Annotated in this window: 25 protein-coding genes; 15 read left to right on the forward strand and 10 right to left on the reverse strand. The window is 68.5% G+C overall.

All coding sequences use genetic code 11. The features are described 5' to 3' along the window. Positions 1 to 541, forward strand: a 541-nt coding sequence (locus FHX72_RS17640) for an acyl-CoA dehydrogenase (RefSeq protein WP_276510557.1), incomplete at its 5' end; no start/stop codon positions are given. A 21-nt stretch (positions 542 to 562) separates the two neighbouring features. Here the strand turns inward: FHX72_RS17640 and FHX72_RS17645 are convergent. Further along, positions 563 to 850, reverse strand: a complete 288-nt coding sequence (locus FHX72_RS17645; RefSeq protein WP_183626603.1) for a hypothetical protein — start codon at positions 848 to 850, stop codon at positions 563 to 565. Further along, positions 851 to 1,171 (reverse strand): hypothetical protein, encoded by a 321-nt coding sequence (locus FHX72_RS17650; RefSeq protein ID WP_183626793.1) that lies wholly within the window; start codon positions 1,169 to 1,171, stop codon positions 851 to 853. A 167-nt stretch (positions 1,172 to 1,338) separates the two neighbouring features. Here FHX72_RS17650 and FHX72_RS17655 point away from each other — a divergent pair, with 167 nt between their 5' ends. The 3 genes from FHX72_RS17655 (at position 1,339) to ypfJ (ending at position 4,152) form a co-directional block, all read left to right on the forward strand. Beyond that, positions 1,339 to 2,646 (forward strand): FAD-dependent oxidoreductase, encoded by a 1,308-nt coding sequence (locus FHX72_RS17655; protein WP_183626795.1) that lies wholly within the window; start codon positions 1,339 to 1,341, stop codon positions 2,644 to 2,646. A gap of 9 nt (positions 2,647 to 2,655) precedes the next feature. Continuing rightward, positions 2,656 to 3,117 (forward strand): flavodoxin domain-containing protein, encoded by a 462-nt coding sequence (locus FHX72_RS17660; protein ID WP_183626797.1) that lies wholly within the window; start codon positions 2,656 to 2,658, stop codon positions 3,115 to 3,117. 135 nt (positions 3,118 to 3,252) lie between these two features. Next, a complete protein-coding gene (gene ypfJ, locus FHX72_RS17665; protein WP_183626799.1) occupies positions 3,253 to 4,152 on the forward strand; it encodes a KPN_02809 family neutral zinc metallopeptidase in 900 nt (299 codons plus the stop codon). 289 nt (positions 4,153 to 4,441) lie between these two features. Here ypfJ and FHX72_RS17670 read toward each other — a convergent pair whose 3' ends face one another. Beyond that, a complete protein-coding gene (locus FHX72_RS17670; protein WP_068476724.1) occupies positions 4,442 to 5,275 on the reverse strand; it encodes an aldo/keto reductase in 834 nt (277 codons plus the stop codon). 201 nt (positions 5,276 to 5,476) lie between these two features. Beyond that, a complete protein-coding gene (locus FHX72_RS17675) occupies positions 5,477 to 6,418 on the reverse strand; it encodes a LysR family transcriptional regulator (protein ID WP_183626801.1) in 942 nt (313 codons plus the stop codon). Positions 6,419 to 6,493: 75 nt separating this feature from the next. Between FHX72_RS17675 and FHX72_RS17680 the strand changes: the two genes are divergently transcribed. After that, positions 6,494 to 8,104: an aminotransferase class I/II-fold pyridoxal phosphate-dependent enzyme gene (locus FHX72_RS17680; protein ID WP_183626803.1), complete on the forward strand. Its 1,611-nt coding sequence runs from the start codon at positions 6,494 to 6,496 to the stop codon at positions 8,102 to 8,104. 260 nt (positions 8,105 to 8,364) lie between these two features. Here FHX72_RS17680 and FHX72_RS17685 read toward each other — a convergent pair whose 3' ends face one another. Continuing rightward, a complete protein-coding gene (locus FHX72_RS17685) occupies positions 8,365 to 8,895 on the reverse strand; it encodes a GNAT family N-acetyltransferase (protein WP_068476728.1) in 531 nt (176 codons plus the stop codon). A 100-nt stretch (positions 8,896 to 8,995) separates the two neighbouring features. Continuing rightward, positions 8,996 to 10,027: a LacI family DNA-binding transcriptional regulator gene (locus FHX72_RS17690; protein WP_183626805.1), complete on the reverse strand. Its 1,032-nt coding sequence runs from the start codon at positions 10,025 to 10,027 to the stop codon at positions 8,996 to 8,998. A gap of 159 nt (positions 10,028 to 10,186) precedes the next feature. Between FHX72_RS17690 and FHX72_RS17695 the strand changes: the two genes are divergently transcribed. The 5 genes from FHX72_RS17695 to FHX72_RS17715 all read left to right on the forward strand — a co-directional run bounded on the left by FHX72_RS17695 (position 10,187) and on the right by FHX72_RS17715 (position 15,719). Next, positions 10,187 to 11,413 carry a Gfo/Idh/MocA family protein gene (locus FHX72_RS17695; protein WP_183626807.1) on the forward strand — a complete coding sequence of 409 codons (1,227 nt, stop codon included), beginning with the start codon at positions 10,187 to 10,189 and terminating at the stop codon, positions 11,411 to 11,413. Further along, complete coding sequence (locus FHX72_RS17700; protein WP_338110169.1) at positions 11,394 to 12,410, forward strand: Gfo/Idh/MocA family protein; 1,017 nt, start codon at positions 11,394 to 11,396, stop codon at positions 12,408 to 12,410. The genes FHX72_RS17695 and FHX72_RS17700 overlap by 20 nt, the downstream gene beginning before the upstream one ends. Positions 12,411 to 12,696: 286 nt before the next feature. Further along, positions 12,697 to 13,674, forward strand: a complete 978-nt coding sequence (locus tag FHX72_RS17705; protein ID WP_068476775.1) for a substrate-binding domain-containing protein — start codon at positions 12,697 to 12,699, stop codon at positions 13,672 to 13,674. A gap of 63 nt (positions 13,675 to 13,737) precedes the next feature. Further along, complete coding sequence (locus FHX72_RS17710) at positions 13,738 to 14,820, forward strand: ABC transporter permease (protein WP_082774993.1); 1,083 nt, start codon at positions 13,738 to 13,740, stop codon at positions 14,818 to 14,820. Then, positions 14,820 to 15,719: an ATP-binding cassette domain-containing protein gene (locus FHX72_RS17715; RefSeq protein WP_183626809.1), complete on the forward strand. Its 900-nt coding sequence runs from the start codon at positions 14,820 to 14,822 to the stop codon at positions 15,717 to 15,719. The genes FHX72_RS17710 and FHX72_RS17715 overlap by 1 nt, the downstream gene beginning before the upstream one ends. 86 nt (positions 15,720 to 15,805) lie before the next feature. On the opposite strand, the gene FHX72_RS17720 is transcribed toward FHX72_RS17715, so the two are convergent. Then, the gene (locus FHX72_RS17720) at positions 15,806 to 16,207 is read right to left on the reverse strand and encodes a YccF domain-containing protein (protein WP_183626811.1); all 402 of its coding nucleotides are present in this window, start codon (positions 16,205 to 16,207) and stop codon (positions 15,806 to 15,808) included. A 176-nt stretch (positions 16,208 to 16,383) separates the two neighbouring features. On the opposite strand from FHX72_RS17720, the gene FHX72_RS17725 reads away from it, so the two are divergent. Next, complete coding sequence (locus FHX72_RS17725; protein WP_183626812.1) at positions 16,384 to 16,884, forward strand: heme-degrading domain-containing protein; 501 nt, start codon at positions 16,384 to 16,386, stop codon at positions 16,882 to 16,884. Between the two features lie 52 nt (positions 16,885 to 16,936). On the opposite strand, the gene recQ is transcribed toward FHX72_RS17725, so the two are convergent. The 3 genes from recQ to FHX72_RS17740 all read right to left on the reverse strand — a co-directional run bounded on the left by recQ (position 16,937) and on the right by FHX72_RS17740 (position 19,652). Next, positions 16,937 to 18,820: a DNA helicase RecQ gene (gene recQ / locus FHX72_RS17730; RefSeq protein WP_068476736.1), complete on the reverse strand. Its 1,884-nt coding sequence runs from the start codon at positions 18,818 to 18,820 to the stop codon at positions 16,937 to 16,939. Positions 18,821 to 18,920: 100 nt separating this feature from the next. After that, positions 18,921 to 19,148: a hypothetical protein gene (locus tag FHX72_RS17735; RefSeq protein ID WP_068476738.1), complete on the reverse strand. Its 228-nt coding sequence runs from the start codon at positions 19,146 to 19,148 to the stop codon at positions 18,921 to 18,923. A 201-nt stretch (positions 19,149 to 19,349) separates the two neighbouring features. Continuing rightward, positions 19,350 to 19,652: a rhodanese-like domain-containing protein gene (locus FHX72_RS17740; protein ID WP_068476740.1), complete on the reverse strand. Its 303-nt coding sequence runs from the start codon at positions 19,650 to 19,652 to the stop codon at positions 19,350 to 19,352. Positions 19,653 to 19,923: 271 nt separating this feature from the next. On the opposite strand from FHX72_RS17740, the gene efeU reads away from it, so the two are divergent. The 4 genes from efeU to FHX72_RS17760 all read left to right on the forward strand — a co-directional run. Then, positions 19,924 to 20,832, forward strand: a complete 909-nt coding sequence (efeU, locus tag FHX72_RS17745) for an iron uptake transporter permease EfeU (protein ID WP_068476742.1) — start codon at positions 19,924 to 19,926, stop codon at positions 20,830 to 20,832. A gap of 56 nt (positions 20,833 to 20,888) precedes the next feature. After that, positions 20,889 to 22,106, forward strand: coding sequence for an iron uptake system protein EfeO (efeO, locus tag FHX72_RS17750; protein ID WP_183626814.1), 1,218 nt, complete (start codon positions 20,889 to 20,891; stop codon positions 22,104 to 22,106). 193 nt (positions 22,107 to 22,299) lie between these two features. Next, complete coding sequence (gene efeB, locus FHX72_RS17755; RefSeq protein WP_183626818.1) at positions 22,300 to 23,646, forward strand: iron uptake transporter deferrochelatase/peroxidase subunit; 1,347 nt, start codon at positions 22,300 to 22,302, stop codon at positions 23,644 to 23,646. Positions 23,647 to 23,711: 65 nt separating this feature from the next. Next, positions 23,712 to 24,272, forward strand: a 561-nt coding sequence (locus tag FHX72_RS17760; protein ID WP_244964383.1) for a response regulator, incomplete at its 3' end; no start/stop codon positions are given.

Genomic DNA, 24,272 nt, shown 5'->3' on the forward strand with positions numbered 1-24,272 from the left:
AGTCGAGACACTCGTATCCGAAGTAGCGGCGAAGCTGCGCAACGCGAAGAAGTTGTCCAAGCCAGAGGCGGCGGCGCTCTTCAACCGCAACCAACCGACGCTCATCGAAGCGGCGAGGGCACACGGCCAGCTGCTGCAGTGGGAAGCCTTCACGGACGCCATCTCGGGCATGCCGGAGGGCAAGACCAGGCAGGTGCTCACCTGGCTGCGTGACCTCTTCGGCCTCGGCCTCATCGAGGAGAACCTGGCCTGGTACCTCATGTCCGGTCGTCTCTCCGTCCCGCGCGCGCAGGCCGTCTCCGCCTACAGGGAACGGCTCATCGCGCGGCTCCGCCCGCACGCCGCCGACCTTGTCGACGCGTTCGGCTACGGACCGGAGCACATCCGCGCATCCATTGCCTCCGGTGCCGAGCGTGAACGCCAGGACGAGGCGCGCGCGTACATGCGCGCGCAACGGGAGTCTGGCAACGCCCCCATCGAGGAGAAGGCGATGCAGGCGGAGGAGAAGCTCAAGCAGCAGAAGGCGGGTGCAAACGCCTGACTCGAAGGCGTCGTGGCCCGCTCAGCTGCGGACGAGAGTCGAGGTGATGAAGTAGTTGCCGGACTGCGCGCTGTAAGCGAGTGTGTCGGGGCCCAAAGCCTCGAGGGTGATCGAGACGTTGTCGAAGCAGTCGTTCTCGCTCCCCATGCGCTCGACCACGACGATGCGGTCCGAGGTACGGCTGGTCTGCGACCAGGTTCCCGTACATGGCAGTTCTGGGTAGGTTGCGGTGGCTGTCATGACGCCGTCTACGTCGGAGATCGTGACGGTGAGCGAATACGCGTGTCGGTCGCCTGAGATCTGCCCCACTCAGGTTCCGGAGTAGCTGGGGGCCTGAGCTGGCGGCGGAACGGCAGATGCTACGGGGGCAGCAGTGGTTGGGGTCTCAGCTACCGGGGCGGCCGGCGCCTCATCCTCGTCGTTTGCAGGTGCAGACACCGAGGTCGCTTCGGCCCGAACGAAGGCCCCAGACGCGACGGCGTAACCTGCGAAGCCTGCCCCGATGAGGAGAACGACAGCGAGCGCGATCACCGCGACGACCCAGGGATTCACTTTTGCCGCGGGGCCCGTGTGACGGACAGACGGTGCCTCGGGGCTGTTCGATTCGGGTGAGTTCGAAGCGGAGTACATGGCTGGCACCTTCTCATCGGCAGTGACGTCACAGTAGTCAAGCTCTGTGGAGCCCCGCATCCGGGCACCGACCCGGATGCGGGGCGCACACCGAGGTTCGAGGTGGCATACTCGGCGGAGCGTTTCCTGCGCCCCCGCGCCCCGCGAATCGAGGAGAGCACCACCGCATGACCGTTGAAGCCCGACGTGCCGTCGCGATCATCGGCAGCGGCCCCTCGGCCTGCTACACGGCGCAGGCGCTCCTCAAGCTTCGACGCGACGTCGACGTCGCCATGTTCGAGCGCCTGCCCGTGCCGTACGGGCTCATCCGCTACGGCGTCGCCCCCGACCACGTGGGCACGAAGGCCGTGACCCGGCAGTTCGACCGGCTCTTCACGCGATCCGGCGTGCGGTTCCTCGGCAACGTCGAGGTCGGCCGTGACGTCGACTTCGAGGCCGTGCGCGGCGCGTTCGACGCGACGATCGTCGCTACGGGCCTGCACGCGGATGCGCAGCTCCAACTGCCGGGGTTCGACCACAACCGAGTCGTCGGTGCCGGGCAGTTCATGCGCATCCTCAACCAGCACCCCGGCGACGACATCGCGCTGCCGAGGCTCGGCAGCCGCGTCGCGATTGTTGGCAACGGCAACGTGGCGATCGACGTCGTGCGTCTGCTTGCCAAGCACGAGAGTGACTTCGAGGGTTCGGACGTGCACTCCCCGCTGCTCGTGGCGGCCTCAGGCGAACTCGAAGTCATCGAGGTGCTCGGTCGGGCCGGCATCGACGACGCCAAGTTCACGCCATCGCTCCTCTCGGAGCTCGGCCGCATCGACGACGCCCGCTTCGAGGTCTTCGGCGTCGACGCGGAGGCGCTCTCCGACGAAGATGGGCGCTCTGCCCAGGCAGCTGCGCTCGCAGGCCTCCTGGATCGGGCGCAGCCGGAGCATCCGCGCATCACCGTTCGGCTCAGGTTCGGGGTTGCTCCCGTTGCACTCGCGGAGGAAGCCGGAGACCTTCGAGTCTCGCTCGCCGGGCCGGGCGTATCGGAAACGCATGCGGCATCCACGAGCACCGAACCCGCGTCGATCGACGTCGACTCCGTCATCACCGCAGTTGGCTTCCACCGCGGCGACGCCCACCTGCTGCACGCGATGCTCGGCGACGTGCAGGACGTCTTTGCTGCCGGCTGGGCGAGGCGGGGCCCGCAGGGCACCATCGCTTCGAGCCGAGCCGAGGGGCAGCTGGTCGCTCGCGAGGTCGACGACTGGCTGGCATCCGCCGCCCCGAAATCGGGAGTCGAGCGGGAGGCGCTGCTCGCCCACCTCGACGAGTCGTCCGTGAGCTTCGCGGAGTGGAGCGTCATCGACGAGCATGAGCAGCGGCAAGCTGGCCCCGGGCGAGTGCGGGCGAAGGAGCAGGACACCGAGACGCTGCTGCGGATCGCGCGCCGCCGCGCCACAATGGCCCAAGACCCCAACCCCGAAAGCAACACCTAGGAGCAGTACATGAGCATTGTGATCCTCTACGGCACGGAATCGGGCAACGCCGAACTCGTCGCGGGCGACCTCGCCGACGCGATGCCGGACCGCGAAGTCGCGGTCGAGGACATGTCGGTCTTCGAGCCGGAGGAGCTCGAAGTCGATACCTTCTACCTCTTCGTGTGCTCGACGCACGGCGACGGCGAGCTGCCGAGCGGTGCTCTGCCGTTCTGGGAAGAGCTCGACGCCATCCGTCCCTCGCTCGAGGGCTACAGCTACGGGATGTTCGGGATGGGCGACACGAACTACTCCGACACGTACAGCCAGGGCAGCGAGCACATCGACCGGCTCATGACCGAGCTCGGCGCTCAGCGCGTCGGCGAATACGGCAGGCACGACGCCAGCTCGCGGCAGACGGCGAGCGACGCGGCGCTCGCATGGCTCCCTGGTCTCCTCGCGGCGCTCGAGGCCGCCGGCATCGACGCGTAGGCGGCGGCCCCTCGGGGCCGTGGCGGGTCTGCTCGGCTGCCCGCGGCACCTGGGCGATGCCTGATCAAGATTTCGATAGCGGCAAGCCGTCGTCCGCGAACCCCGATTCGCCCGCCGGGCGGGTAGATTTCCCCCATGACTTTCAACGAGAATGCGAAGCTCGACACGAGCGGCGTGCAGAAGCGCGGCCGGGGGGCCAAGACGGCCGCGATTGGCGGCGGCTCCATCGGCCTGCTCATCGTGGCGTTCCTCGCCTCGCAGTTCCTCGGGGTTGACCTCACAGGGCTCGTCAGTGGCATGGACCAGGGTCAGCAGACGCAGCAGCAGGAGGTCGAGGGAGGCGGGCTCGCAGAGCAGTGCCAGACCGGCGCTGACGCGAACCAGCAGATCGACTGCCGCATGGTCGGCGTGCAGAACTCGCTCGCCGACTACTGGGAGACGGAGAGCGCCGCCGTCGGCGTCACGTACGAGCAGCCGGGCTTCATTCTCTACGAGGGCCAGACGAGCTCGGCGTGCGGCACCGCGTCCAACGCGGTCGGCCCGTTCTACTGCCCCGGCGACTCGTCGATGTACGTCGACACCTCCTTCTTCCAGCTGCTCACCTCGCAGCTCGGAGCCAAGGAAGGCCCGCTCGCGGAGATGTATGTCGTCGCGCACGAGTGGGGCCACCACATTCAGCACCAGATGGGTGTCTTCGACAACACGAACCGCACCGACACGGGGCCGACGTCTGACGGCGTGCGCATCGAGCTGCAGGCTGACTGCTTCGCCGGCGCCTGGCTCGGCGAGGCCGCGAACACGCAGACGGATGAGGGTGTGACACTCCTTGACCCGCCAACACGCGAGCAGGTCAACGTCGCGCTCTCGGCCGCATCCGCTGTCGGCGACGACCACATCCAGGGCCAGCAGGGGCAGGTGAACCCGGAGTCGTTCACCCACGGCACCAGCGAGCAGCGCGTGAACTGGTTTGTCACGGGCTACGAGAAGGGCACGCAGTCCTGCGACACCTTCGCGGTGAGCGGCAACGAGCTGTAGGGCTCTCCGGCCCTCGCGTGGCTGCGTGCTGCCTCGCCCGAGTACTGGCCAGCTTGCGGGATGAACGACGGCGTCCGGCACCGAGCGGCGCTCTGGGTGGCGTTTGGTCCCGGAAGTTGGTCAGTGGAGGTGCCTGGGACACGGCCGACGCGGGCCTGCGGCCGGGCTTGTGGCCGAGCTCACGCCCGCGCCCGCGGCCGAGCTCACGCCCGCGGCTACAGTCCCCGGCCAGCACCTCCGGCCAGCGTCCCCAGGGGAGCGGGCTCCGGCGCGAGGAGAGGGCGGACGCCTAGAACTCCTCGTGGGTGTCCGGGTCCTGGTCCCAGATGCGTCCGCGCTCGAGGCCGGAGAGCGCATCCACCTCTGCCTGGTCGAGCTGGAAGCCGAAGATGTCGAGGTTCTTCGCCTGGCGCTCGGTGGAACGCGACTTCGGGATCGGCACCGAGCCGAGCTCGACGTGCCAGCGGAGGATGGCCTGCGCCGGCGAGACGCCGTGCGCGGCGGCGACCTCGGCTACGACGGGATGCTCGAGGAGCTCGCCGCGGCCCAGCGGGCTCCAGGCCTCGGTCACGATGCCGTGTTCCGCGTGGAACTCCCGCAATGCTGCCTGCGGGAAGAACGGGTGCAGCTCGACCTGGTTGACGGCGGGCGTGACGCCCGTCGCGTCGGCGATCTTCGTGAGGTGCTCCGGCGTGAAGTTCGAGACGCCGATGGACCGCACTCGGCCGTCCTTCTGCAGCTGCACGAGTGCGCGCCAGGTGTCGACGTACTTCTCGAGGCGCGGCAGCGGCCAGTGGATGAGCAGCAGGTCGAGCTGCTCGAGGCCCAGGCGCGCGATCGACTCGTCGAAGCCCGTGAGAGTCTCGTCGTAGCCGTGGAAGCGGCCGGGGATCTTGCTCGTGACGACGATCTCGGAGCGCGGCACGTCGGAGGCCCGGATGCCCCGGCCGACAGCTTCCTCGTTGTCGTAGCTGATGGCGGTGTCGAGCAGGCGGTAGCCGAGCGAGAGCGCCTCGCGGGTGGGCTCGGCGGAGTCCTCGCCAGCGTGCGGGAACGTGCCGAAGCCGATCGCGGGGATCGTGGTGCCGTCGTTGAGTCCGAGTTCAGGAACGTTGCTGGTCACTGTTCGCCTTCCGTCGTTTGTCAGAACAACACGACCCTAGGACTCGTCGCCGGGAGGTTTCCGACCGTGACGCTGCAGGTCCCCGCCGAGGCGGCGACGGTCCTCGCTCGACGGTCAGGTCGGCCAGGTCGGGTCAGGTGTGCCGCAACGCAGCGACTCCGCAACGCGGCGACCCCGTGGCGGGCGACCCCATGGCGGAGGTCAGGCAGCCGGGGTCAGCGATCCGAGCTCTGTCAGGGCCGCCATGATGGCGTCGCGCAGGCCCGCTGGCGGCTCCTCGCGTGTCGCGAGCACAACCTCGCGCGTGAGCGTCGACGGATCGATGGGCAGGAACGCGACGGTGTCGTCGTGCCAGGCCGCCACCGAGGCTGGGACGACGGCGACGAGCTGGCCTGCCGCGATCATCCCGAGGATCGCCGGGTAGTCGTCCGAGCGCATCCCCGTGCTCGCCTCGAATCCGGCTCTCCGGCAGAGCTCGCGGGTCGCCTCGTCGAGCGTGTCGCCCCCGGATGCGCCGAACGCCCAGCGATCTTCACGCAGCTCCGTGAAGTCCCGAACCGGTACTCGCTGCCTGGCTGTGGCGAGCGGATGCGCGCGGTGCACCGCCAGGACGAGCGGCTCGACGAACAGCAGCTCGGAAGTGATCTCTGAAGAAAGCGGTGTGGGCAGGCCTGACGCCTGGAACAGGACCGCCGCGTCGAGCTGTCCCTGCTCCAGCTGCCGGCCGAGGCGCTCGCACTCGTCGAGCGTCAGCTCGAGGCTGAGGTGCTCGAGTTCGGCTCGTCGCAGGATGGCGGGCACGACAAGCGCACCGAGGGTGGGGAAGATGCCGAAGCGGACGAGGCGGCGTTCGTCGTCGAGCCACGCGTCGAGCTCCGCGAACGCGCGGCGGCCGCCCTCGAGGAGCTGCTTGGCGCGGAGCGCGAACACCCGCCCGGCTGCGGTGGCGGTGCTCCCGCGCGGGCCGCGTTCGAGCAGCTTGGTGCCAGCCTGCTGCTCGAGGCGCCTGAGGTGGTGGTCGACGGTCGGGTGACTCCAGCCGAGCGCGGCCGCCGCGGCGGAGACCGAGCCCCTGGACAGGACCGCATCGAAGGCGGCCAGCCCGCGGAAGTCGGGGAGGTCGGCGGCTGAACGCTCGGTCATGGCTTCAGTCTAAGGCTGAAGGCCTCCCGGCATGATGCCATTCTCTCTTGCAAGCAGGGCTGACACGATAGGACCATGACGCACGCGCCTGAATTCCCGACGTTCGCCTTCGACGACGCCGAAGGCGACTTCAGCGGAACTGCGGAACGCCCCGACGCGGGTGCTCAGCAGGGGAAGCCGACCGACGCGAGCCGGGACACGGCGGGCGCCCCGTACGCCGCCGCGCTCGCCGTGCACGCCGCTCGCGACTCGACGGCGTTCCTCGTGCCAGGCCACGGCGCCGACGCCAGCGGACTCGGCCTGGGCCAGGCCGAGTACTTCGGCGAGCGCGTGCTCGAGCTCGACGTGACGCCGCTGCTCGACGGCATCGACCTCGGCGACGGCTCGCCCCGCGAGCAGGCCGAGCGGCTTGCCGCCGACGCATGGGGCGCATCCCGCACCTGGTTCCTGACCGGCGGGTCGTCGATGGGCAACCGCATGGCGGCGCTCGCCGCCCGCGGCCTCGGCGAGGGAGTGCTCATGCAGCGCAGCGCGCACTCGAGCTTCGTCGACGGCATCATCCTGGGCGGGTCCTCGCCGAGCTTCGTGCTGCCCGAGGTCGATCTCGAGCACGGCATCGCGCACGGGGTCACCCCCGCGTCGGTGGCGGATGCGATTGCCACGCGCCGCGCGTCCGGCGGTGGCGACGTCGCCGCGGTCTACATCGTCTCGCCGAGCTACTTCGGCGCCGTCGCCGACGTCGCCGGCATCGCGGAGGTCGTGCACGACGCCGGCGCCGTGCTTATCGTCGATGCCGCCTGGGGAGCGCACTTCGGGTTCCTGCCCGAGCTGCCCGACTCTCCCGTCCGCCTCGGCGCCGACCTCGTCGTGACGAGCACGCACAAGCTCACCTCGTCGCTCTCGCAGAGCGCGCTCGTGCACCTCGGGCACGGCCCCGTCGCGCGTGCCCTCGAGCCGCACGTCGAGCGGGCCCACCGCATGACCGCATCCACCAGCGAGAGCTCGCTGCTGCTCGCATCGCTCGACCTCGACCGCCGCGATCTCGTCGAGCGTCGCGACCTGCTCGAGGCTTCGCACGCGGCCGTGATGGCCGCCCGCGAGATGTTCCGCGCCGACGGCCGGTTCCCCGTCGTCTCGGACGAGTTCGACGCCTACCCGTCGACCGTTGCCGTCGACCCCTTCCGCATTCCGCTCGACATCCGATCGACGGGCCTCGACGGGCACACCGTGCGGCTGCGCCTCGCCCGCGAGTTCGGCGTCATGGTCGAGATGGCCACCGTGAGCTGCGTCGTCGCGGTCGTCGGCATCGGCAAGACGCCGGATGCTCGCATCCTGCTCGACGCCCTCGCGGAGATCGCGGCGGATGTCGCCGCGGAGTCGCCCGCCGCCGATGCAGCGGCCGACTCGGCCGTCGTGATCCCGCCGATGCCAGGGCCGGGCAGGATGCGCATCCGTCCCCGTGCCGCGTACCTCGCCGATGCAGAGACGGTTCCGTGGGCGGACGCGATCGGACGCATCTCCGCCGACTCGCTCGCCGCCTACCCGCCCGGTATCCCGAACGTGCTGCCTGGCGAGGAGATCACGGTCGAGGTCGTCGAGTTCCTGCGGGCATCCGCCGCCGCGGGCAGCCACGTGCGCGGCGCCGTCGACAGCGCGGTCTCGGCGTTCCGGGTCGTCGTCGAGTAAGGCCCCGGCGCCCGTCCCGTGCCGGGCGGTCGCGCGCGCTGCCCGACCTGTCCCCTGCCCGCTGCCGCCTCCGCTGCCCGCAGCCCGCCTCCGCTGAGCGTTGCCGCCGCTGCGCGCTGCCCACTCGTGAAGAGCGGCCAACTTCCGTGATGAATCGGCGCTCGGGGCCCCGCGGCAACGCCCCGACCGGTTCTGATCACGGAAGTTGGTCAGCGTCAGCGTCAGCGCCAGCGCCAGCGCCCGCGTCAGCGCTGCGCCCGCTAGCTGCGCCCTGCCTCGGTGGGTTCGCCGGCGTCGAGGACCAGCTGCAGGAAGATCACGTCGAGCCAGCGGCCGAACTTCGTCCCCACCTGGTCGAGTCGGCCCGAGTGCACGAAGCCGAGGCGTTCGTGCAGGCTGATCGACGCCGCGTTGTCGGCGTCGACGACGGCGACCATGACGTGCTTGCCAGCCCCTCGAGCGCGCTCGACGAGCGCGAGGGTGAGCGCCTTGCCGAGGCCTCGCCCGCGGGCCTCGCCTCGCACGTACACCGAGTGCTCGACGGTGTGCCGGTAGCCGGAGAAGGTGCGGAAGTCGCTGTAGCTCGCGTAGCCGTGCACGGAGTCAGCCTCGTCGACCGCGACGAGCACGGGCAAGCCAGCGGATGCTCGCCCCGCGAACCAGGAGCGGCGGTCGGCCTCGTCGACGGTCGAGGAGTTCCAGTTGACGGTTGTCGTCAGCACGTCCTCGTTGTAGATCGCGGTGATCGCGGGGATATCGTCGATCGTGGCATCGCGGATGATCGGGGTCACCCGGCCAGTATCTCGCAGGGGGCCAGAGCCATCTCGCAGGGGGCCAGGCCATCGCGCAGCGGTCAACCCGGCGCGCTGCGAGCGAGTCAGCCCGCCGAAGTCAGGCCGGAGCGCTTCCGGTCGACCCGCGCACGGCGAGACTCGTCGCGACGCGCTGCACGCGCTGGAGCTGCACGGGCTGCTGCATCCGCTCGAGGAGGAGCGTGCCGGCCTGCACGCCGATGGCGAAGTTGCCGGTGTCGACAGAGGTGAGCGAGACCACCTGGAACTTCGCGAGCGGGGAGTTGTCGTAGCCCGCGACGGAGAGATCGGCGGGCACGCGCAGTCCGAGTGTGTTGGCGACGGAGAGCACGCCGATGGCGGAGGCGTCGTTGAACGCGAAGATCGCGGTGACCCGTTCAGGAGCGGGGGCACCGAGAAGCCGACCTGCGGCGGCGTGGGCGCTCTCCTCGCTCATGCCTCCCGCTTCGACGACCGCGCGCTCGGCGAGTCCGGCCTCGCCCATGGCGCGCAGGAATCCATGCTCACGCAGCTCACTGATGCGGCCGGGCCCGCGCAGGTACGCGATGCGCGTGTGTCCGAGCTCGAGCAGATGGCGGGTGACCTGGTGGGCGCCGGCCTCGTCGTCGTTCGTGACGATGTCGACGGTGGGCAGGTCGGGGTCGAGGGTGCCCGCGAGCACGACGGGCACCTCGCCGGCGATTCGGGCGACGGCGTCGCCCTCTGATGTGGTGCCGATCACGACGATGCCGTCGACGCCCTGCTGCGTGAGCGCATCGAGCGAGCTGCGCCCGATGCGCTGGTCGGTGCGGCTGTCGGTGAGCAGGGTCAGGTAGCCGGAGGCGTGGAGCGTTGCGGAGATGCCCTCGAGGAGCTCGACGAACCAGGGGTTGCGGAGGTCGTTGACGACGAGCCCGACGGTCCGTGTCTTGGCGCGGGACAGCCCGCGGGCGTGCGAGTTGGGGCGGTAGCCGAGCTCGGCGATGGCCGCGAGGACGGCCTCGCGACGGGCGTCGCTCACATGCGGGGCGTCGCGGAGCACCAGCGACACCAGCGACTTGGAGACGCCGGCCCGCTCGGCGACGTCGCGGATCGTCACGGGGGTCGAAGGCGATTTCTGGGTCTCGTGCACGTGGTCGCCTCCTGGTTGTGCTCCGGTCGAGCCACCAGCGTATGGCCTTTTCCCGCGCGGTGTGGAACTATTTGCACCGATCTATATTTGTCCAAGCCAACACCTGGCAAGCGTCGGCACGAGACAAGCACCAAGCACCAGACGAGCAACGAGGGTGGCATGAGCACACAGAACGCGCGGCAGCTGAGCGCAGGAATGGTCGGGGGCGGCATCGGCGCCGACATCGGCAAGACGCATCGCTTCGGGATGCGTCTGGACGACCGGTACTCGCTGGACGCGGGGGTCTTCGGGCGAGACCGCGAGCAGTCGGCCGGAGTGGCCGCATCCCTCGGGGTCGCCCCTGGGCGCGCCTACGACACGTATCAGCAGATGGCGGAGGCGGAGGCCGCACGCGAGGACGGCATCGACGTCGCCATCGTCGCGACGCCGAATGACAGCCACTTCGAGGGGGCCAAGGCGTTCCTCGAGCGGGGCATCAACGTCGTGTGCGAGAAGCCGCTCACGCAGGACTCGGCCACGTCTCGCGCACTTGTCGACCTGGCGGCGGCCAACGACGCGATCCTGGCGGTGCCGCACTGCTACTCGGCCTACCCGATGGTGCGTGAGGCCGCGCGAATGGTGAGCGACGGCCGACTCGGTCGGCTCACGTTCATCGATGTGGAGCATGCCTCCGGCTGGGCGGCGGCGCCGCTCGAGCTGACCGGCCACAAGCAGGCCAGCTGGCGTACCGACCCTGACGTGGCTGGCTTTCCGAGTGTCGTCGGCGATCTCGGCACGCACGGCTATCACCTGAGTCGGTACATCACTGGCCTCGAGGCGGAGCGGGTCTCCGCGCAGCTCCACACCTTCGTGCCCGGGCGGAAGGTGTTCGACAACGCGACGGTCGCGCTCGAGTACAGCGACGAGGTTCCCGGTCGCCTCTGGGCGAGCATGGCCGCGACGGGCCACAATCACGGGCTGCGTATCCGGGTTTTCGGCGACGAGGGAAGCCTCGAGTGGCAGCACGAGGACCCGCACCACCTCACCTACCAGGACCTCGAGGGTACGACCACGACCTACACCCACGGCCTCGCCTCGCTCTCCGAGGACTCCGCGAGGCTCACGAGGGTCGGCCTCGGGCACCCGGAGGGCTTCCTCGAGGCGTTCGGGAACTTCTACCGCGACCTCGCCGACGAGCTCGAGGCGCGACGGGATGCGCGCCCATCGACCGTCAGGGAGCTGTCGTTCCCGACGGGCATCGACGGGCTCATCGGCGTCCAGTTCGTCGAGGCCGTGGCCGCCTCGCACGCTGCCGACGGGGCGTGGATCGTGCCGGCCAGTGTCGTCGATCGTGATGCCGAGGTGGCGGCCGCTGACGCTGAACTCCGTGAAGCAGGGGGCAGCTGAGATGCAGAGGTTCGCCCTGATCGGCGCCGGTTTCATCGGTGCCGTCCACGCCCAGAGCCTCGCGGCCAACCCCGAGGTCGACTTCCGCTTCGTGTACGACGTCGACCTGGCGAGGGCAGAGCGGCTCGCGTTCTCGCACGGCGCGACGGCTGTGCCCTCGCTCGAGCAGGTCTTCGACGCCACGCAGGTCGACGCGGTGCTCATCGCGTCGTCGACGAACCGCCACACCGAGCACCTCCGGCTCGCGGCCGACGCCGGCATCGCGGCCCTCTGCGAGAAGCCCATCGATCTCGACCTCGAGACGGCTCGCGAGACGGTCGCCTACGTCGAGGCCGCCGGCATCACGGCCATGGTCGACTTCAATCGCCGCTTCGACCGTGACTACGCCGAGGTGAAGCGAATCGTGGATGCGGGAGAGATCGGCGACGTCGAGCTCGTTCAGCTCTCGAGTCGCGGCCCGTCGATGCCGCCGCTCGAGTACATCGCCGTGTCCGGCGGACAGATGCGCGACCAGACGGTGCACTTCTTCGACCTCGCGACCTGGATCACGGGCCTCGACGCGGTCGCCGTGTACGCGACCGGCAGCGCGCTCGCCGAGCCCAGAATCGCCGAGTACGGCGACGTGGATACGTCGGTCGCGACGGTGCGGCTGGCGAACGGTGCCCTCGTGCAGATCGACAGCATCCGCCGCTCCGGCTACGGCTACGACGAGCGGCTCGAGGTGTTCGGATCGACGGGGCTCGTCGAGGCCAAACGGCACCGGGCGGGGCAGGTTGCGAGGTACGGCAGCGGCACGGTCACCGAGTCCGGGATGCATGCGGGGTGGTTCGAGCGTGTGCAGCCCACGTACGCCGCGGCCCTCAGCGAGTTCGTCGGCGCGCTGGAGGGGGCTCGCCTGCCATCTCCGTCGTTGCGCGATGCCCTCCGGGCGCAGGCGATCGCCGAGGCGGCGACGCGTTCGCTGGCGAGCGGACGCGAGGAGCCGGTGGGCTCCTGAGGTCACGGGGGAGCGCTGCCCGGGGCGGCGGGCGATCGGGTTCAGGGTCCGCCGCCCAGGGCGAGGTGACGCTGCGAGGCCGTCTTCACAAAAAAGTATTTGCTTAATACACCTGTTGAGCTATTGTCATGACAAGTCAGTGACGTGCTCGTTGCTCTCGGACAAGGATGACCGAGCGAGTACACGTGGGTTCTTCGAGATACCGTCCCCCAGCGGTCTTCCTGTCGAGCGCACAACTGACGTCATCACGGCATTCAAAGGAGTTTTCGTGAAGAAGAAACGTCTCATGTTCGGCCTGGCCGCACTCGCAATGGTCCCGGTCTTCGCGCTCACCGCCTGCTCGTCCGCTGGCGGTCGTGACACCGGCACTGCCGAGGACCCGGCAGTCGCCGGCGTCGCGGACACGCCCTCCATCAAGATCGCGATGATCACGCACGCCCCTCCCGGAGACACGTTCTGGGACACGGTCCGCAAGGGCGCAGAGACGGCCGCGGCCAAGGACAACGTCGAGCTGCTCTACTCGGGCGACCCGGAGTCTGCCAACCAGGCCCAGCTCATCCAGCAGGCAGTCGACCAGGGTGTCGACGGCATCGCCGTGACGCTCGCCAAGGGCGACGCGCTCGAAGACGCCCTGAAGAACGCCGAAGAGGCGGGCATCCCCGTCGTCGGCTTCAACGGCGGCCTCGAGGAGGCCTTCGAGTTCGGCGCCTTCACCTTCATCGGGCAGGACGAGACGGTCGCTGGCCGCGCGCTCGGCGACCGTATCGCCGAGGACGGCTACACGAAGCCCCTCTGCGTCATCCAGATGCAGGGCCACGTCGGCCTCGAGGCGCGCTGCGCCGGCATCAAGGAGAAGGTGCCGGGCACCGAGATCCTCTACGTGACCGGCACGGACATGACGCAGGTCAAGTCGACGATCACCGCCAAGCTGCAGTCGACGCCAGACGCCGACCTCGTCGTGGGCCTCGGCGCACCGTTCACACTCACCGCGGTCGACGCCGTCGCCGAGACCGGATCCAAGGCGAAGGTCGCCTCCTTCGACCTCAACGCTGACCTCGCCCAGGCCGTCATCGACGGCACCGTGCAGTTCACCGTCGACCAGCAGCCGTACCTCCAGGGCTACCTCGCGGTCGACTCCCTGTGGCTCTACAACAACGGCGGCTTCGAGATCGGCGGCGGGCAGCCCGTCTACACCGGCCCGACGATCATCGATTCCGAGAACGCTGAAGCCGTGCTCGAACAGGCCGAGAAGGGCATTCGCTAACCGAATCGGCACCGGGGTCGGGATGCGGCGCATCCCGGCCCCAGACACAAGGAAGTGCACAGCATGGTTCAGACCACCACACCAACGTCACCACCCTCACGCAAGTACCCGCCGACCAGCTCGATCGCCGTCGCCGACGAGCGCGTCGGCAAGCGTTCCGTCTTCTCGAGGGTGCTCGGCCGCCCGGAGATGGGCGCCGTCGTCGGCGCGATCGTCGTCTTCATCTTCTTCGCGATCGCCGCGCCCGTCTTCACCCAGGCCGCGTCGATCTCCACCGTCCTCTACGGCGCCTCCACGATCGGCATCATGGCGGTCGGCGTCTCGCTGCTCATGATCGGCGGCGAGTTCGACCTCTCCGCCGGCGTCGCGGTCATCTCGTCGGCACTCACGGCGGCCCTCTTCAGCTGGTACTTCGCCACGAACGTGTGGGTCGGCGTGCTCATGGGCCTCTTCTTCGCACTGGCGGTCGGCTTCGTCAACGGCTGGCTGCTCATCAAGACGAAGCTGCCGTCGTTCATCGTGACGCTCGCGTCGTTCCTCATGCTCACGGGCCTCAACCTCGGCATCACCCGCCTCATCGGCGGCGGCGTCTCGAGTCCTGAGATCTCGAACATGGACGGCTTCGAGTCGGCCAAGGCCGTCTTCGCGAGCGACATCCCGATCTTCGGCATCAACGTGAAGATCACCGTCTTCATCTGGATCGCGCTGGTGCTCGTCGCCACGTTCATCCTGCAGCGCACCAAGATCGGCAACTGGATCTTCGCCGTCGGCGGCGACGAGAACGCCGCCCGCGCCGTCGGTGTCCCGGTCACGGCCACCAAGATCGGCCTGTTCATGGGTGTCGGCTTCTGTGCCTGGGTCGCCGGGATGCACAACCTCTTCGCCTTCTCGATCGTGCAGTCGGGTGAGGGCATCGGCAACGAGTTCCTCTACATCATCGCGGCCGTCATCGGCGGCTGCCTCCTCACCGGCGGCTACGGCTCGGCGATCGGCGGCGCCATCGGCGCCCTGATCTTCGGCATGGCCAACAAGGGCATCGTCTACGCCCAGTGGAACCCGGACTGGTTCAAGTTCTTCCTCGGCCTGATGCTGCTGATGGCAACGATCGTGAACCTCGTCGTCAAGAAGAGGGCGGAGCAGAAGTAATGACCACCAACCAGGCAACAGCCACGGATGCGCAGCAGTCGGGCGCTCCAGAGCAGGGCACGCACCTCATCTCTCTTCGGGATGCTGGCAAGCGGTACGGCAACATCCTCGCCCTCCAGAACGTCGACATGGATGTGGACCCAGGCAAGGTCACATGTGTGCTCGGCGACAACGGTGCCGGCAAGTCGACGCTCATCAAGATCATCGCGGGACGCCACGAGCACACCGACGGGGAGTTCCTCATCGAGGGCGAACCCGTCACGCTCAAGTCGCCCCGCGAAGCCCTCGAACGCGGCATCGCGGCGGTCTACCAGGACCTCGCGGTCGTGCCGCTCATGCCGATCTGGCGCAACTTCTTCCTCGGCTCCGAGCTCACGAAGGGCGTCGGCCCGTTCAAGAGCCTCGACGTCGAGCAGATGAAGGCCATCACGAAGAAGGAGCTGCTCGACATGGGCATCGACCTTCGCGACGTCGACCAGCCCATCGGGCAGCTCTCCGGCGGTGAGCGACAGTGTGTCGCGATCGCTCGGGCCGTGTACTTCGGGGCGAAGGCGCTCATCCTCGACGAGCCGACCGCCGCCCTCGGAGTCAAGCAGTCCGGTGTGGTGCTGCGGTACATCCTCGCAGCCCGTGACCGCGGGCTCGGTGTGATCTTCATCACGCACAACCCGCACCACGCGTTCCCCGTCGGGGACAGCTTCCTGCTGCTCAAGCGCGGCAAGTCGATCGGCTACTACGACAAGGCTGACATCACCCTCGACGAGCTCACGGCGCAGATGGCCGGCGGCGCGGAACTCGAGGAGCTCGCCCACGAGCTCGAGCAGCTTGGCGGCTACACGCAGGACATCGCCGTGATTCGTGAGGTCGAGGAGGACATCCCTGAGGTGCCCGCGAAGTAGGGCGCATCCACTCCCCGGAGAGAAGCGCGAAACGGCCGGCACCCTGTTGCGGGGTGCCGGCCGTTTCTGCGCTCAGTGGATGCCCGTCAGCGACGTGCCGTGCTGAACGGGCCGTTGTCGCGGTCGACGACCTCTTTGCCGAGGGGCGTGAGGGAGATCGGGATCATCTTGAAGTCGGCGATGCCCATGGGGATGCCGACGATCGTGACGCAGAGTGCGATGCCGGAGACGATGTGCCCGATGGCGAGCCACCATCCAGCAAGGATGAACCAGATGACGTTGCCGAGGAAAGAGAACGCGCCGGCAGTGGGCTTCGAGACGACATCGCGGCCGAACGGCCACAGCGCATAGAGGCCGATACGGAACGATGCGATGGCCCACGGGATCGTGATGATCGGGATGCAGAGCAGCACGCCGGCGAGCATGTAGCCGCAGAAGAGCCAGAAGCCTGAGAGCAGGAGCCAGATGATGTTGAGGAGTGTGCGCATGCGATCATCCTGCCGCAACTCGCGATGTATCGCGTCATACTTGAGACTGAAGTCGTCAATGTTCTCATGTCATGACAAATGGGTTGTAAGGGTCTAAGCTCACACCAGGCTCGTCGCTGTGTCCAGCACCCAGCACGTCCCGCAACCGGTATCCGTCCAGCACAACGAGGTGACCAATGAGCTCCGCCAGCACAACGCCATACGTCGGCCTGCCCGTCGACCAGATCCTGCAGGTTCTTCGCGCCGAGGAGAAGGAACTCGATCTCCCGAGGTTCACGCTCGAGGACGCATGGGAAGTCGGTACCTGGCTGCGCCACGAGTCCGTCGTCCGGGGTCACAGCGTCGCCGTCTCCATCGTGCTCGGAGGTCAGCAAGCGTTCCACGCAGCCACCCCAGGCTCATCAGCGCTCAACGACGCGTGGCTCGCCCGCAAATTCAAGGTCGTCGAGCATTTCGGCCACTCCACGCTTGCCGTGCGCTACACCTACGAGGCCAACGGCGAGGACTTCGCCGCCGACTCGTTGCTCGACCCGCGCCAGTACGCGGCAGCAGGGGGAGCCTTCCCCATCCTCATCGGTGGAACGCTCGCAGGCGCCGTCGGCGTCAGCGGACTCGAGATGCATGACGACCACGCGCTCGTAGTCGAAGCGCTTCGCGTCCACCGCGTCCTCTCGTAGTCGCCCGTGACCGCAGCGCCAGTCCGCACGCGGTGAAGCGGAGGGGCGGCTGCTACTGGTCGGCGACGGCGTCGAGCACGTCGTCGGCGTAGCGTTCGAGCTTCGCTGCGCCGACGCCGGAAATCGCTGCGAGCTGCGCGTGCTGGCGCGGCTTCACTTCGGCGATCGCGGCGAGCGTGGCATCCGTGAAGACGATGTAGGCGGGCACGCCCTGCTCCTTCGCGGTCTCAGCGCGCCACGCGCGCAGGCGCTCGAAGACCTCGCGCTGCGATTCGGACAGTGCGGCCGCTGCCGCGCTGCCACCGCCGGACCGGCCGGAGTACTCGCCGCGCGTGCGCCGCCCGCTCGACCCGGGCGCCTTCGGAGGCTCCTTCCGGAACATCAGCTGCCGCTCGCCTCGCAGCACTAGAGCTGCCTCGCTCGTGAGTGCCAATACGCCGTACTCGCCACGGACGGCGAGCACGCCGGCGGCCAACAGCTGGCGGATGACGCCGCGCCACTCCGTATCGCCGAGGTCCTTGCCGATGCCGAACGTCGACAGCTCGTCGTGCTTCCACTGCGTGATCTTGTCGGTCGTCTTGCCGGTGAGGATGTCGATGAGCTGGCCCGCGCCGAACGCCTGGCCGTTTCTCTCGCGGTCGAGCCGCAGCACAGTCGAGAGCAGCTTCTGGGCTGGGATCGTGCCATCCCAGGAATCTGGTGGTGACAGGCACGTGTCGCAGTTGCCGCACGGCTCGCTGAGCTGGCCGAAGTAGGCGAGCAGCTGCACGCGGCGGCAGGTCACGGTCTCGCAGAGCGCGAGCATCGCGTCGAGGTGCTGGCTCTGCGCGCGCTTGCGTTGCGCGTCTCCCTCGCCCTCCGCGATCATGCGACGCTGCTGGACCACGTCCTGCAGCCCGTACGCGAGCCAGGCGGTCGACGGCAGGCCGTCGCGGCCCGCGCGGCCGGTCTCCTGGTAGTAGCCCTCGATGCTCTTGGGCAGGTCGAGGTGCGCGACGAAACGCACGTCTGGCTTGTCGATGCCCATGCCGAACGCGATCGTCGCCACCATGACAACCCCGTCTTCGCGGAGGAACTTCGACTGGTGCCGCGCCCGCGTCTCGGCCGGCATGCCCGCGTGGTAGCCGAGTGCGTTGACGCCCTGCCCTCGCAGCCACTCGGAGATGTTCTCGACGGACTTCCGGCTCAGGCAGTAGACAACGCCGGCGTCGCCCGCGTGCTCCTCCTGGATCAGTCGCAGGAGCTGTGCTTTCGGAGTGGCTTTGGGTGAGACGCGGTACTGGATGTTGGGCCGGTCGAAGCTCGCGACAAACACCTTCGCGTCGCCGAGCACGAGACGGTCGACGATCTCCTGGCGCGTCTCGCTCGTTGCGGTTGCCGTGAGCGCGATGCGAGGAACCCCGGGCCACCGCTCGGCGATCATCGAGAGGTTCAGGTAGTCGGGCCGGAAGTCGTGGCCCCACTGTGCGACGCAGTGCGCCTCGTCGATCGCGAACAGCGAGATGTTGGTGCGGCTGAGCAGGTCTGCCGCGACAGGAAGCCGCTCAGGCGCCAGGTAGATGAGGTCGAGCTCGCCCGCCAGCAGCTGACGTTCCACGTCCCGGCGCTCGTCGATCGACTGCGTCGAGTTCAGGAACGCGGCACGCACGCCGAGCTGTTCGAGCGCGCCGACCTGGTCGTGCATGAGGGCGATGAGGGGCGAAATGACGACGCCGGTTCCCTCGCGCACAAGCGCGGGTACCTGGTAGCAGAGGCTCTTGCCGCCACCGGTAGGCATGAGCACGACCGCGTCGTCTCCCGCGCAGAGCCGCTCGATGATCTGGGCCTGGTCGCCTCGGAAGTCGTCGTAGCCGAAGACCTCGCGGAGCACTCGCTGCGCGCGCTCGAGCAGGGTCCCTGACTGGGCGGGGGCTTCTGTCTCGTGTGTTGCGACCATGCAAGCAACCCTAGGCGCGACCACGGACATCCGCTCGGTCATCCACAGGGCCCAGTGCGTGCATCCGCTCGCGAAGAGGTCGTGAGTCTTGAACCGGAACCTAGCGCGCGGCTCGCAGGCGCGACGCGGGTGGGTAGTAGCGGAACGCGGGGATGAAGAGCGGCGGCGATGCCACAGGAATCTTGTGGCGGGGGAGCGTGTGTCCGAACGGATCTGGCAGGGCGGCGCGGTGCTGCAGCTCAACCTGTCGCTGCGGGTCGATGCTCGGCTGAGAGGCCAGGCGGGTCGAGGCATCGCGGATGCGCGCCAGACGCCGTGGGCTGTTCACACTCCGCTCCCATCGCCGGTGGTCCCGACGCGTCGCAGTGCTCGCAGTCGGGGTGGCCCCACGGTAGCGAGAATCACCGCGCGGCACACCCGAAATCACGGGGAGAACTGCCCGTCCGGCGGGACGGTTGGCAAGTGATGCCTCGGTTCGATAGGTGAACAGGGCAGACGAATGCGGAAGCCTTCCGACCGAGCGGTCGGGTCAGCCGCGCTCGACAGGGAGGTCGGATCCAGCCCACTCGGACATGCCGCCAAGCACGTTGACCACCGGCTTGCCCTGCTGCTCGAGGTAGGTCGCGGCACGTTCGCTGCGAACGCCTGCGGCACAGATCACGTACACGGGGCCGTTCTCCGGCACCTCCTCGACGCGTTCGACGAGCTCGCTCAGCGGCACGTTGCTCGCCCACGGGATGCGCACGGCCGAGAACTCGTCGCGCTCGCGGACGTCGATGACGGTGGCCTGCTCGCCGAGCTCCGCGAGCTGCTTGGTGTCGATGGTCTGCACGGGTGCTCCTCTTGCTCAGCTGTACCCGAGCGGAGGCGCGGGCCGCCGACCACGGTACTTGAGTCCGCCTTGGGGCGGTGGTGCTCAAGTGGGCGGACGGCGACGGATCGGCCCCGCACAACGCGGATCCGCTGGAAACTTGGTAATTCGCTGAGCGCGGGTGTATCTTCGCGAAAGGTAAGCCTAACCTGGCCTACCTCGTTTGGACGCCTGGGCTATGGCTGGCCCTCACGCCCGCCGGCCCAGTTCTCTTCACGCCCAGGAATCCAACATGCTCGGCTCTCTTCTCATCGGCCTCCGCGAAGGCCTCGAAGCGGCGCTTGTCGTCGGTATCCTCATCGCCTACGCCAGGCGCATCCAGCGGCCCGACATCGTTCGACGCATCTGGCTCGGGGTCGCCTTCGCAGTCGTCGCGTCCCTCATCCTCGGCGCCATCCTCACCTTCGGCGCCTACGGCCTCTCGTTCCAGGCGCAGGAGATCATCGGCGGCGGCCTCTCGCTCGTCGCGGTCGCCATGGTCACGTGGATGGTGTTCTGGATGCTGCGCGTCTCGAAGACCCTCAAACACGACCTCGAGGGGCAGGTCGACCGGCACCTCACGGGCAGCGGCTGGGGCATCGTCGCCGTCGCGTTCGTCTCCGTGGCGCGCGAGGGCCTCGAGACGGCACTCTTCGTCTGGTCGACCACACGCTCGGGCGACGGCTGGGTGCTTGGCTTCCTCGGCGCCATCGTCGGCCTGCTCATCGCGGTCGGGCTCGCTTGGGCGCTCTTCCGCGGCGTCGTCCGCATCGACCTCTCCACGTTCTTCACCTGGACCGGCGCTCTTCTCATCGTCTTCGCGGCCGGCATCGTCGCCTACGCGATCCACGACCTCCAGGAGGCGGCGGTGCTTCCTGGCCCCTTCGTGCCTGCCCCGGCAGGCGCATCCGCTGCCGTGCAGGCCTGGTTCGGCGAGAACGCGTGGGCGTTCCGCATCCCGGAGATCATCCCGCCAGACGGGCTCCTCGGTGCGCTCCTCAAGGGGACGATCGGCTTCACGCCCGAGATGACGAAGCTCGAGATCTTCGCCTACTTCGCCTACCTCATCCCGACCGCGACGCTCTTTGTCCTCCGCACTCGCGCGGGACGCCGCAAGACCACCTCGACCTCACCTCAGCCCGCGGCCACCGCGGCGCGCTAATTCCTCTCACCCACTCAGGCCTCTCACACTCAGTAGCTCTCAGGAGAAGGACACCCATGAAACTCAAGCCACTCGCCGCGGGGCTGCTTTCCGCAGCGGCCCTCGTCTCCCTCACGGGCTGCGTGCCGAACGCGCCCGCAGACTCCGCCTCTTCGCTCGCCGTCTCGAGTACCGACGCCGACTGCACGGTCTCCGGCGCATCCGCCGCCAGCGGACCGATCACCTTCGACGTGACCAACGACGGGGAGCGCGTCACCGAGTTCTACCTGCTCGCCGATGACGGCCTCCGCATCGTGGGCGAAGTCGAGAACATCGCGCCGGGTACGAGCCGCCAGCTCTCCGTCGTCGCCCAGCCGGGCAGCTACTTCACCGTCTGCAAGCCGGGCATGATCGGCGCTGGCATCGGCCAGACCGCATTCGAGGTCTCCGGCGAAGCCGTCGAGGTCGCCGCCGACGACCAGGCGGCCTACGACGAGGCCGTCACGAGCTACACCGCGTACCTGCGCAACCAGGTCTCCGAGCTTGTACCTCTCGTCGAGGAGTTCACGGCCGCCTACAAGTCGGGCGACGACGAGAAGGCCCGCGAGCTGTTCGCCGCCGCGCGCGTGCCCTACGAGCGCATCGAGCCAACCGCCGAGGCGTTCGGCGACCTCGACCCGAAGATCGACTACCGCGAGGTCGACGCCGTCGCAGAGGGCCTCGACTGGACCGGCTTCCACCGCATCGAGAAGGACCTGTGGCAGCCGAAGCCCGGCGACAAGAACTCCGACGACACCGACGCGTTCCTCGACTGGGCCCCGTCTACAACCGAAGAGCGCGCCGCCTACGCCGACCAGCTCGTTGCTGACATCCAGGAGCTCGCCGACCTCGTGAACAGCGACGAGTTCGAGATCTCCATCGAGGACATCACGAACGGTGCCATCGGCCTCCTCGACGAGGTCGCGACCGGCAAGATCTCCGGTGAAGAGGACTGGTGGTCCGGTACCGACCTCAGCGACTTCAAGGCGAACGTGGAAGGCGCGGAAGTCGCGTTTGGCATCGTCGAGGACGTCGCCCGCTCGAAGGGCGAGGACGGCGTCGCTATCGCCGACTCGATCAGCACCGAGTTCACGGCGCTGAACGACCTGCTCGGCTCCTACGGCAGCTACGAGGAAGGCTTCACCAACTACCGCGACCTCACGCCCGACCAGGTGAAGGAGCTCTCCACGCAGGTGGATGCACTCGCCGAGCCGCTCTCGCAGCTCACGACCACGGTGCTCGGCCTGCAGGCCTAGCCTCGATGCCCGCTCTCGAGGCGTAGCCTCTCCCAAGCACGCGTGGCCAACTTGCGTGATGGTCGGCGTGAGATCACCCCGAGCGCGGTGATCTCGCGCCGTTTGTCACTCAAGTTGGCCATTCGCATCGAAACGATCAGAAGGAGCGCCGGTGAGCGCAGGTGTGACCGGGCACGAACCCGATGGGGCGGATGTGCCTGCCGGGACCTCGAGGTCCGGTTCGACGGCGGCCCGTCGGCCCGCTGCGGCGGACTCGGAGCCAGCCGCGGGCGGTGGCCTCTCGCGACGCGGGCTGCTCGGGCTGCTCGGCGCGGGCGCGGCGGGCATTGCTGCTGGTGGTGCAGGCGGGTACGGCATCGCCGCCGCAACCGGTGCGGGTGCCACGTCCCATGCGGGCAGCGGCACCCAGTACCCCTTCAACGGCGAGCACCAGGCCGGCATCGTCACGCCGGCGCAGGATCGCCTCCACTTCGCGACCTTCGACGTGCGCGAGGGCACCACCCGCGAGGAGCTCGTCGAGCTGCTGCAGGACTGGAGCTACGCGTCGTCCCGCCTCGTGCAGGGCCTCGACGTCTCCGCCTCCGGCGCCGTCGGCGGATCACCCCTAGCCCCACCTGACGACACGGGCGAGGCCATGGGCCTGCCGCCGTCGGCGCTCACCATCACGTTTGGCTTCGGGCCGACGCTCTTCGTCGACGGTGACGGCGTCGACCGCTTTCGGCTCGCGAGCAAACAGCCGGCGAAGCTCACGCAGCTCCCTCGGTTCTCTGGTGACGCGCTCGAGAGCGAGCTCTCCGGCGGCGACCTCTGCATTCAGGCATGTGCCGACGACCCGCAGGTCGCGGTGCACGCCATTCGCAACCTCACGCGCATCGGCTTCGGCCGCGTGATCCTCCGTTGGTCGCAGTTGGGCTTCGGCCGCACCTCGTCGACGTCGACGAGCCAGGCCACACCGCGCAACCTCTTCGGCTTCAAGGACGGCACTGCCAACGTCAAGGCCGAGGAGACGAGCGCGACCGCCGAGCACGTGTGGGTCGCGCTCGGCGACGGGGCCGACTGGCTGGCCGGGGGTTCCTTCCTGGTGGCGCGGCGCATCCGCATGATGATCGAGTCGTGGGACCGGGTGAGGCTCGAGGAGCAGGAGCAGATCATCGGCCGCGACAAGCGGGCCGGGGCTCCACTCAGTGGGGGCGAGGAGTTCACTGAGCCCGACTTCGTCGTCGAGAGCAACACCACGTTCGGGCAACCAGCAATCGACGCGAACTCGCACGTCGCCCTCTCTCACCCCACGAAGAACGCTGGAGCTCGGCTGCTGCGCCGCGGCTACAACTTCGTCGACGGCAACGACGAGCTCGGTCGACTCAACGCCGGACTCTTCTTCCTGTCGTACCAGCGGGACCCGGAGCAGTTCATCCGCGTGCAGCAGTCGCTCAGCACCGACCTGCTCAACGAGTACATCAAGCACACGGGCAGCGGAATCTGGGCGATCCCTCCCGGCGCCCGCGAAGGCGGCTTCGTGGGGGAGACTCTGTTCGCCTGAACAGCGCATAGCCGCCGCCCAGGCTTCTCATAGGCTCTTCATAGATGAACGAGGAGACTAGAGGCATGCCTGCAACCGATCAGTCGAGCTCACGGCTCGGCCCGATGCTCAAGGCGGCCGACGGGTCCGCCATCCGAGTGCTTGTCGTCGACGACGAGCCCTCGCTCACCGACCTCCTCAGAATGGCTTTGCGCTACGAGGGGTGGGAGGTTCGCACGGCAGCGGACGGTGCATCCGCTGTGAAGGTCGCGCGCGAGTTCAAGCCGCACGCCGCCGTGCTCGACATCATGCTGCCCGACACCGACGGGCTTACTCTGCTGCACCGCATCCGCGCCGACGACGAGACGCTTCCCGTGCTGTTCCTCACCGCGAAGGATGCACTCGCCGACCGCCTCGCCGGGCTCACGGCGGGTGGGGACGACTACGTCACGAAGCCCTTCAGCCTCGAAGAGGTCATCGCGCGCGTGCGCGGCCTCGTTCGGCGCTCCATGCTGACGCAGGGTGGGGCGAACGACCCGGTCCTGCGCGTCGGCGACCTCAGCCTCGACGAGGAGAGCTACGAAGTTCGCCGGGGTGAGGACCTCATCGAGCTCACCGCCACCGAGTTCGAGCTGCTGCGCTTTTCT

The organism is Pseudoclavibacter helvolus (genome assembly GCF_014191305.1).
Classification (GTDB): domain Bacteria; phylum Actinomycetota; class Actinomycetes; order Actinomycetales; family Microbacteriaceae; genus Pseudoclavibacter; species Pseudoclavibacter helvolus.

Excerpts from the sequence above, each read along its gene's own strand:
- FHX72_RS17715 (WP_183626809.1), top strand. The coding sequence starts at position 14,820 with ATGACCACCAACCAGGCAACAGCCACGGATGCGCAGCAGTCGGGCGCT.
- FHX72_RS17660 (WP_183626797.1), top strand. The coding sequence starts at position 2,656 with ATGAGCATTGTGATCCTCTACGGCACGGAATCGGGCAACGCCGAACTC.
- FHX72_RS17705 (WP_068476775.1), top strand. The coding sequence starts at position 12,697 with ATGTTCGGCCTGGCCGCACTCGCAATGGTCCCGGTCTTCGCGCTCACC.
- FHX72_RS17655 (WP_183626795.1), top strand. The coding sequence starts at position 1,339 with ATGACCGTTGAAGCCCGACGTGCCGTCGCGATCATCGGCAGCGGCCCC.
- FHX72_RS17725 (WP_183626812.1), top strand. The coding sequence starts at position 16,384 with ATGAGCTCCGCCAGCACAACGCCATACGTCGGCCTGCCCGTCGACCAG.
- ypfJ (WP_183626799.1), top strand. The coding sequence starts at position 3,253 with ATGACTTTCAACGAGAATGCGAAGCTCGACACGAGCGGCGTGCAGAAG.
- FHX72_RS17695 (WP_183626807.1), top strand. The coding sequence starts at position 10,187 with ATGAGCACACAGAACGCGCGGCAGCTGAGCGCAGGAATGGTCGGGGGC.
- recQ (WP_068476736.1), bottom strand. The coding sequence starts at position 18,820 with ATGGTCGCAACACACGAGACAGAAGCCCCCGCCCAGTCAGGGACCCTG.
- FHX72_RS17720 (WP_183626811.1), bottom strand. The coding sequence starts at position 16,207 with ATGCGCACACTCCTCAACATCATCTGGCTCCTGCTCTCAGGCTTCTGG.
- FHX72_RS17675 (WP_183626801.1), bottom strand. The coding sequence starts at position 6,418 with ATGACCGAGCGTTCAGCCGCCGACCTCCCCGACTTCCGCGGGCTGGCC.
- FHX72_RS17680 (WP_183626803.1), top strand. The coding sequence starts at position 6,494 with ATGACGCACGCGCCTGAATTCCCGACGTTCGCCTTCGACGACGCCGAA.
- FHX72_RS17650 (WP_183626793.1), bottom strand. The coding sequence starts at position 1,171 with ATGTACTCCGCTTCGAACTCACCCGAATCGAACAGCCCCGAGGCACCG.
- FHX72_RS17710 (WP_082774993.1), top strand. The coding sequence starts at position 13,738 with ATGGTTCAGACCACCACACCAACGTCACCACCCTCACGCAAGTACCCG.
- efeU (WP_068476742.1), top strand. The coding sequence starts at position 19,924 with ATGCTCGGCTCTCTTCTCATCGGCCTCCGCGAAGGCCTCGAAGCGGCG.
- efeO (WP_183626814.1), top strand. The coding sequence starts at position 20,889 with ATGAAACTCAAGCCACTCGCCGCGGGGCTGCTTTCCGCAGCGGCCCTC.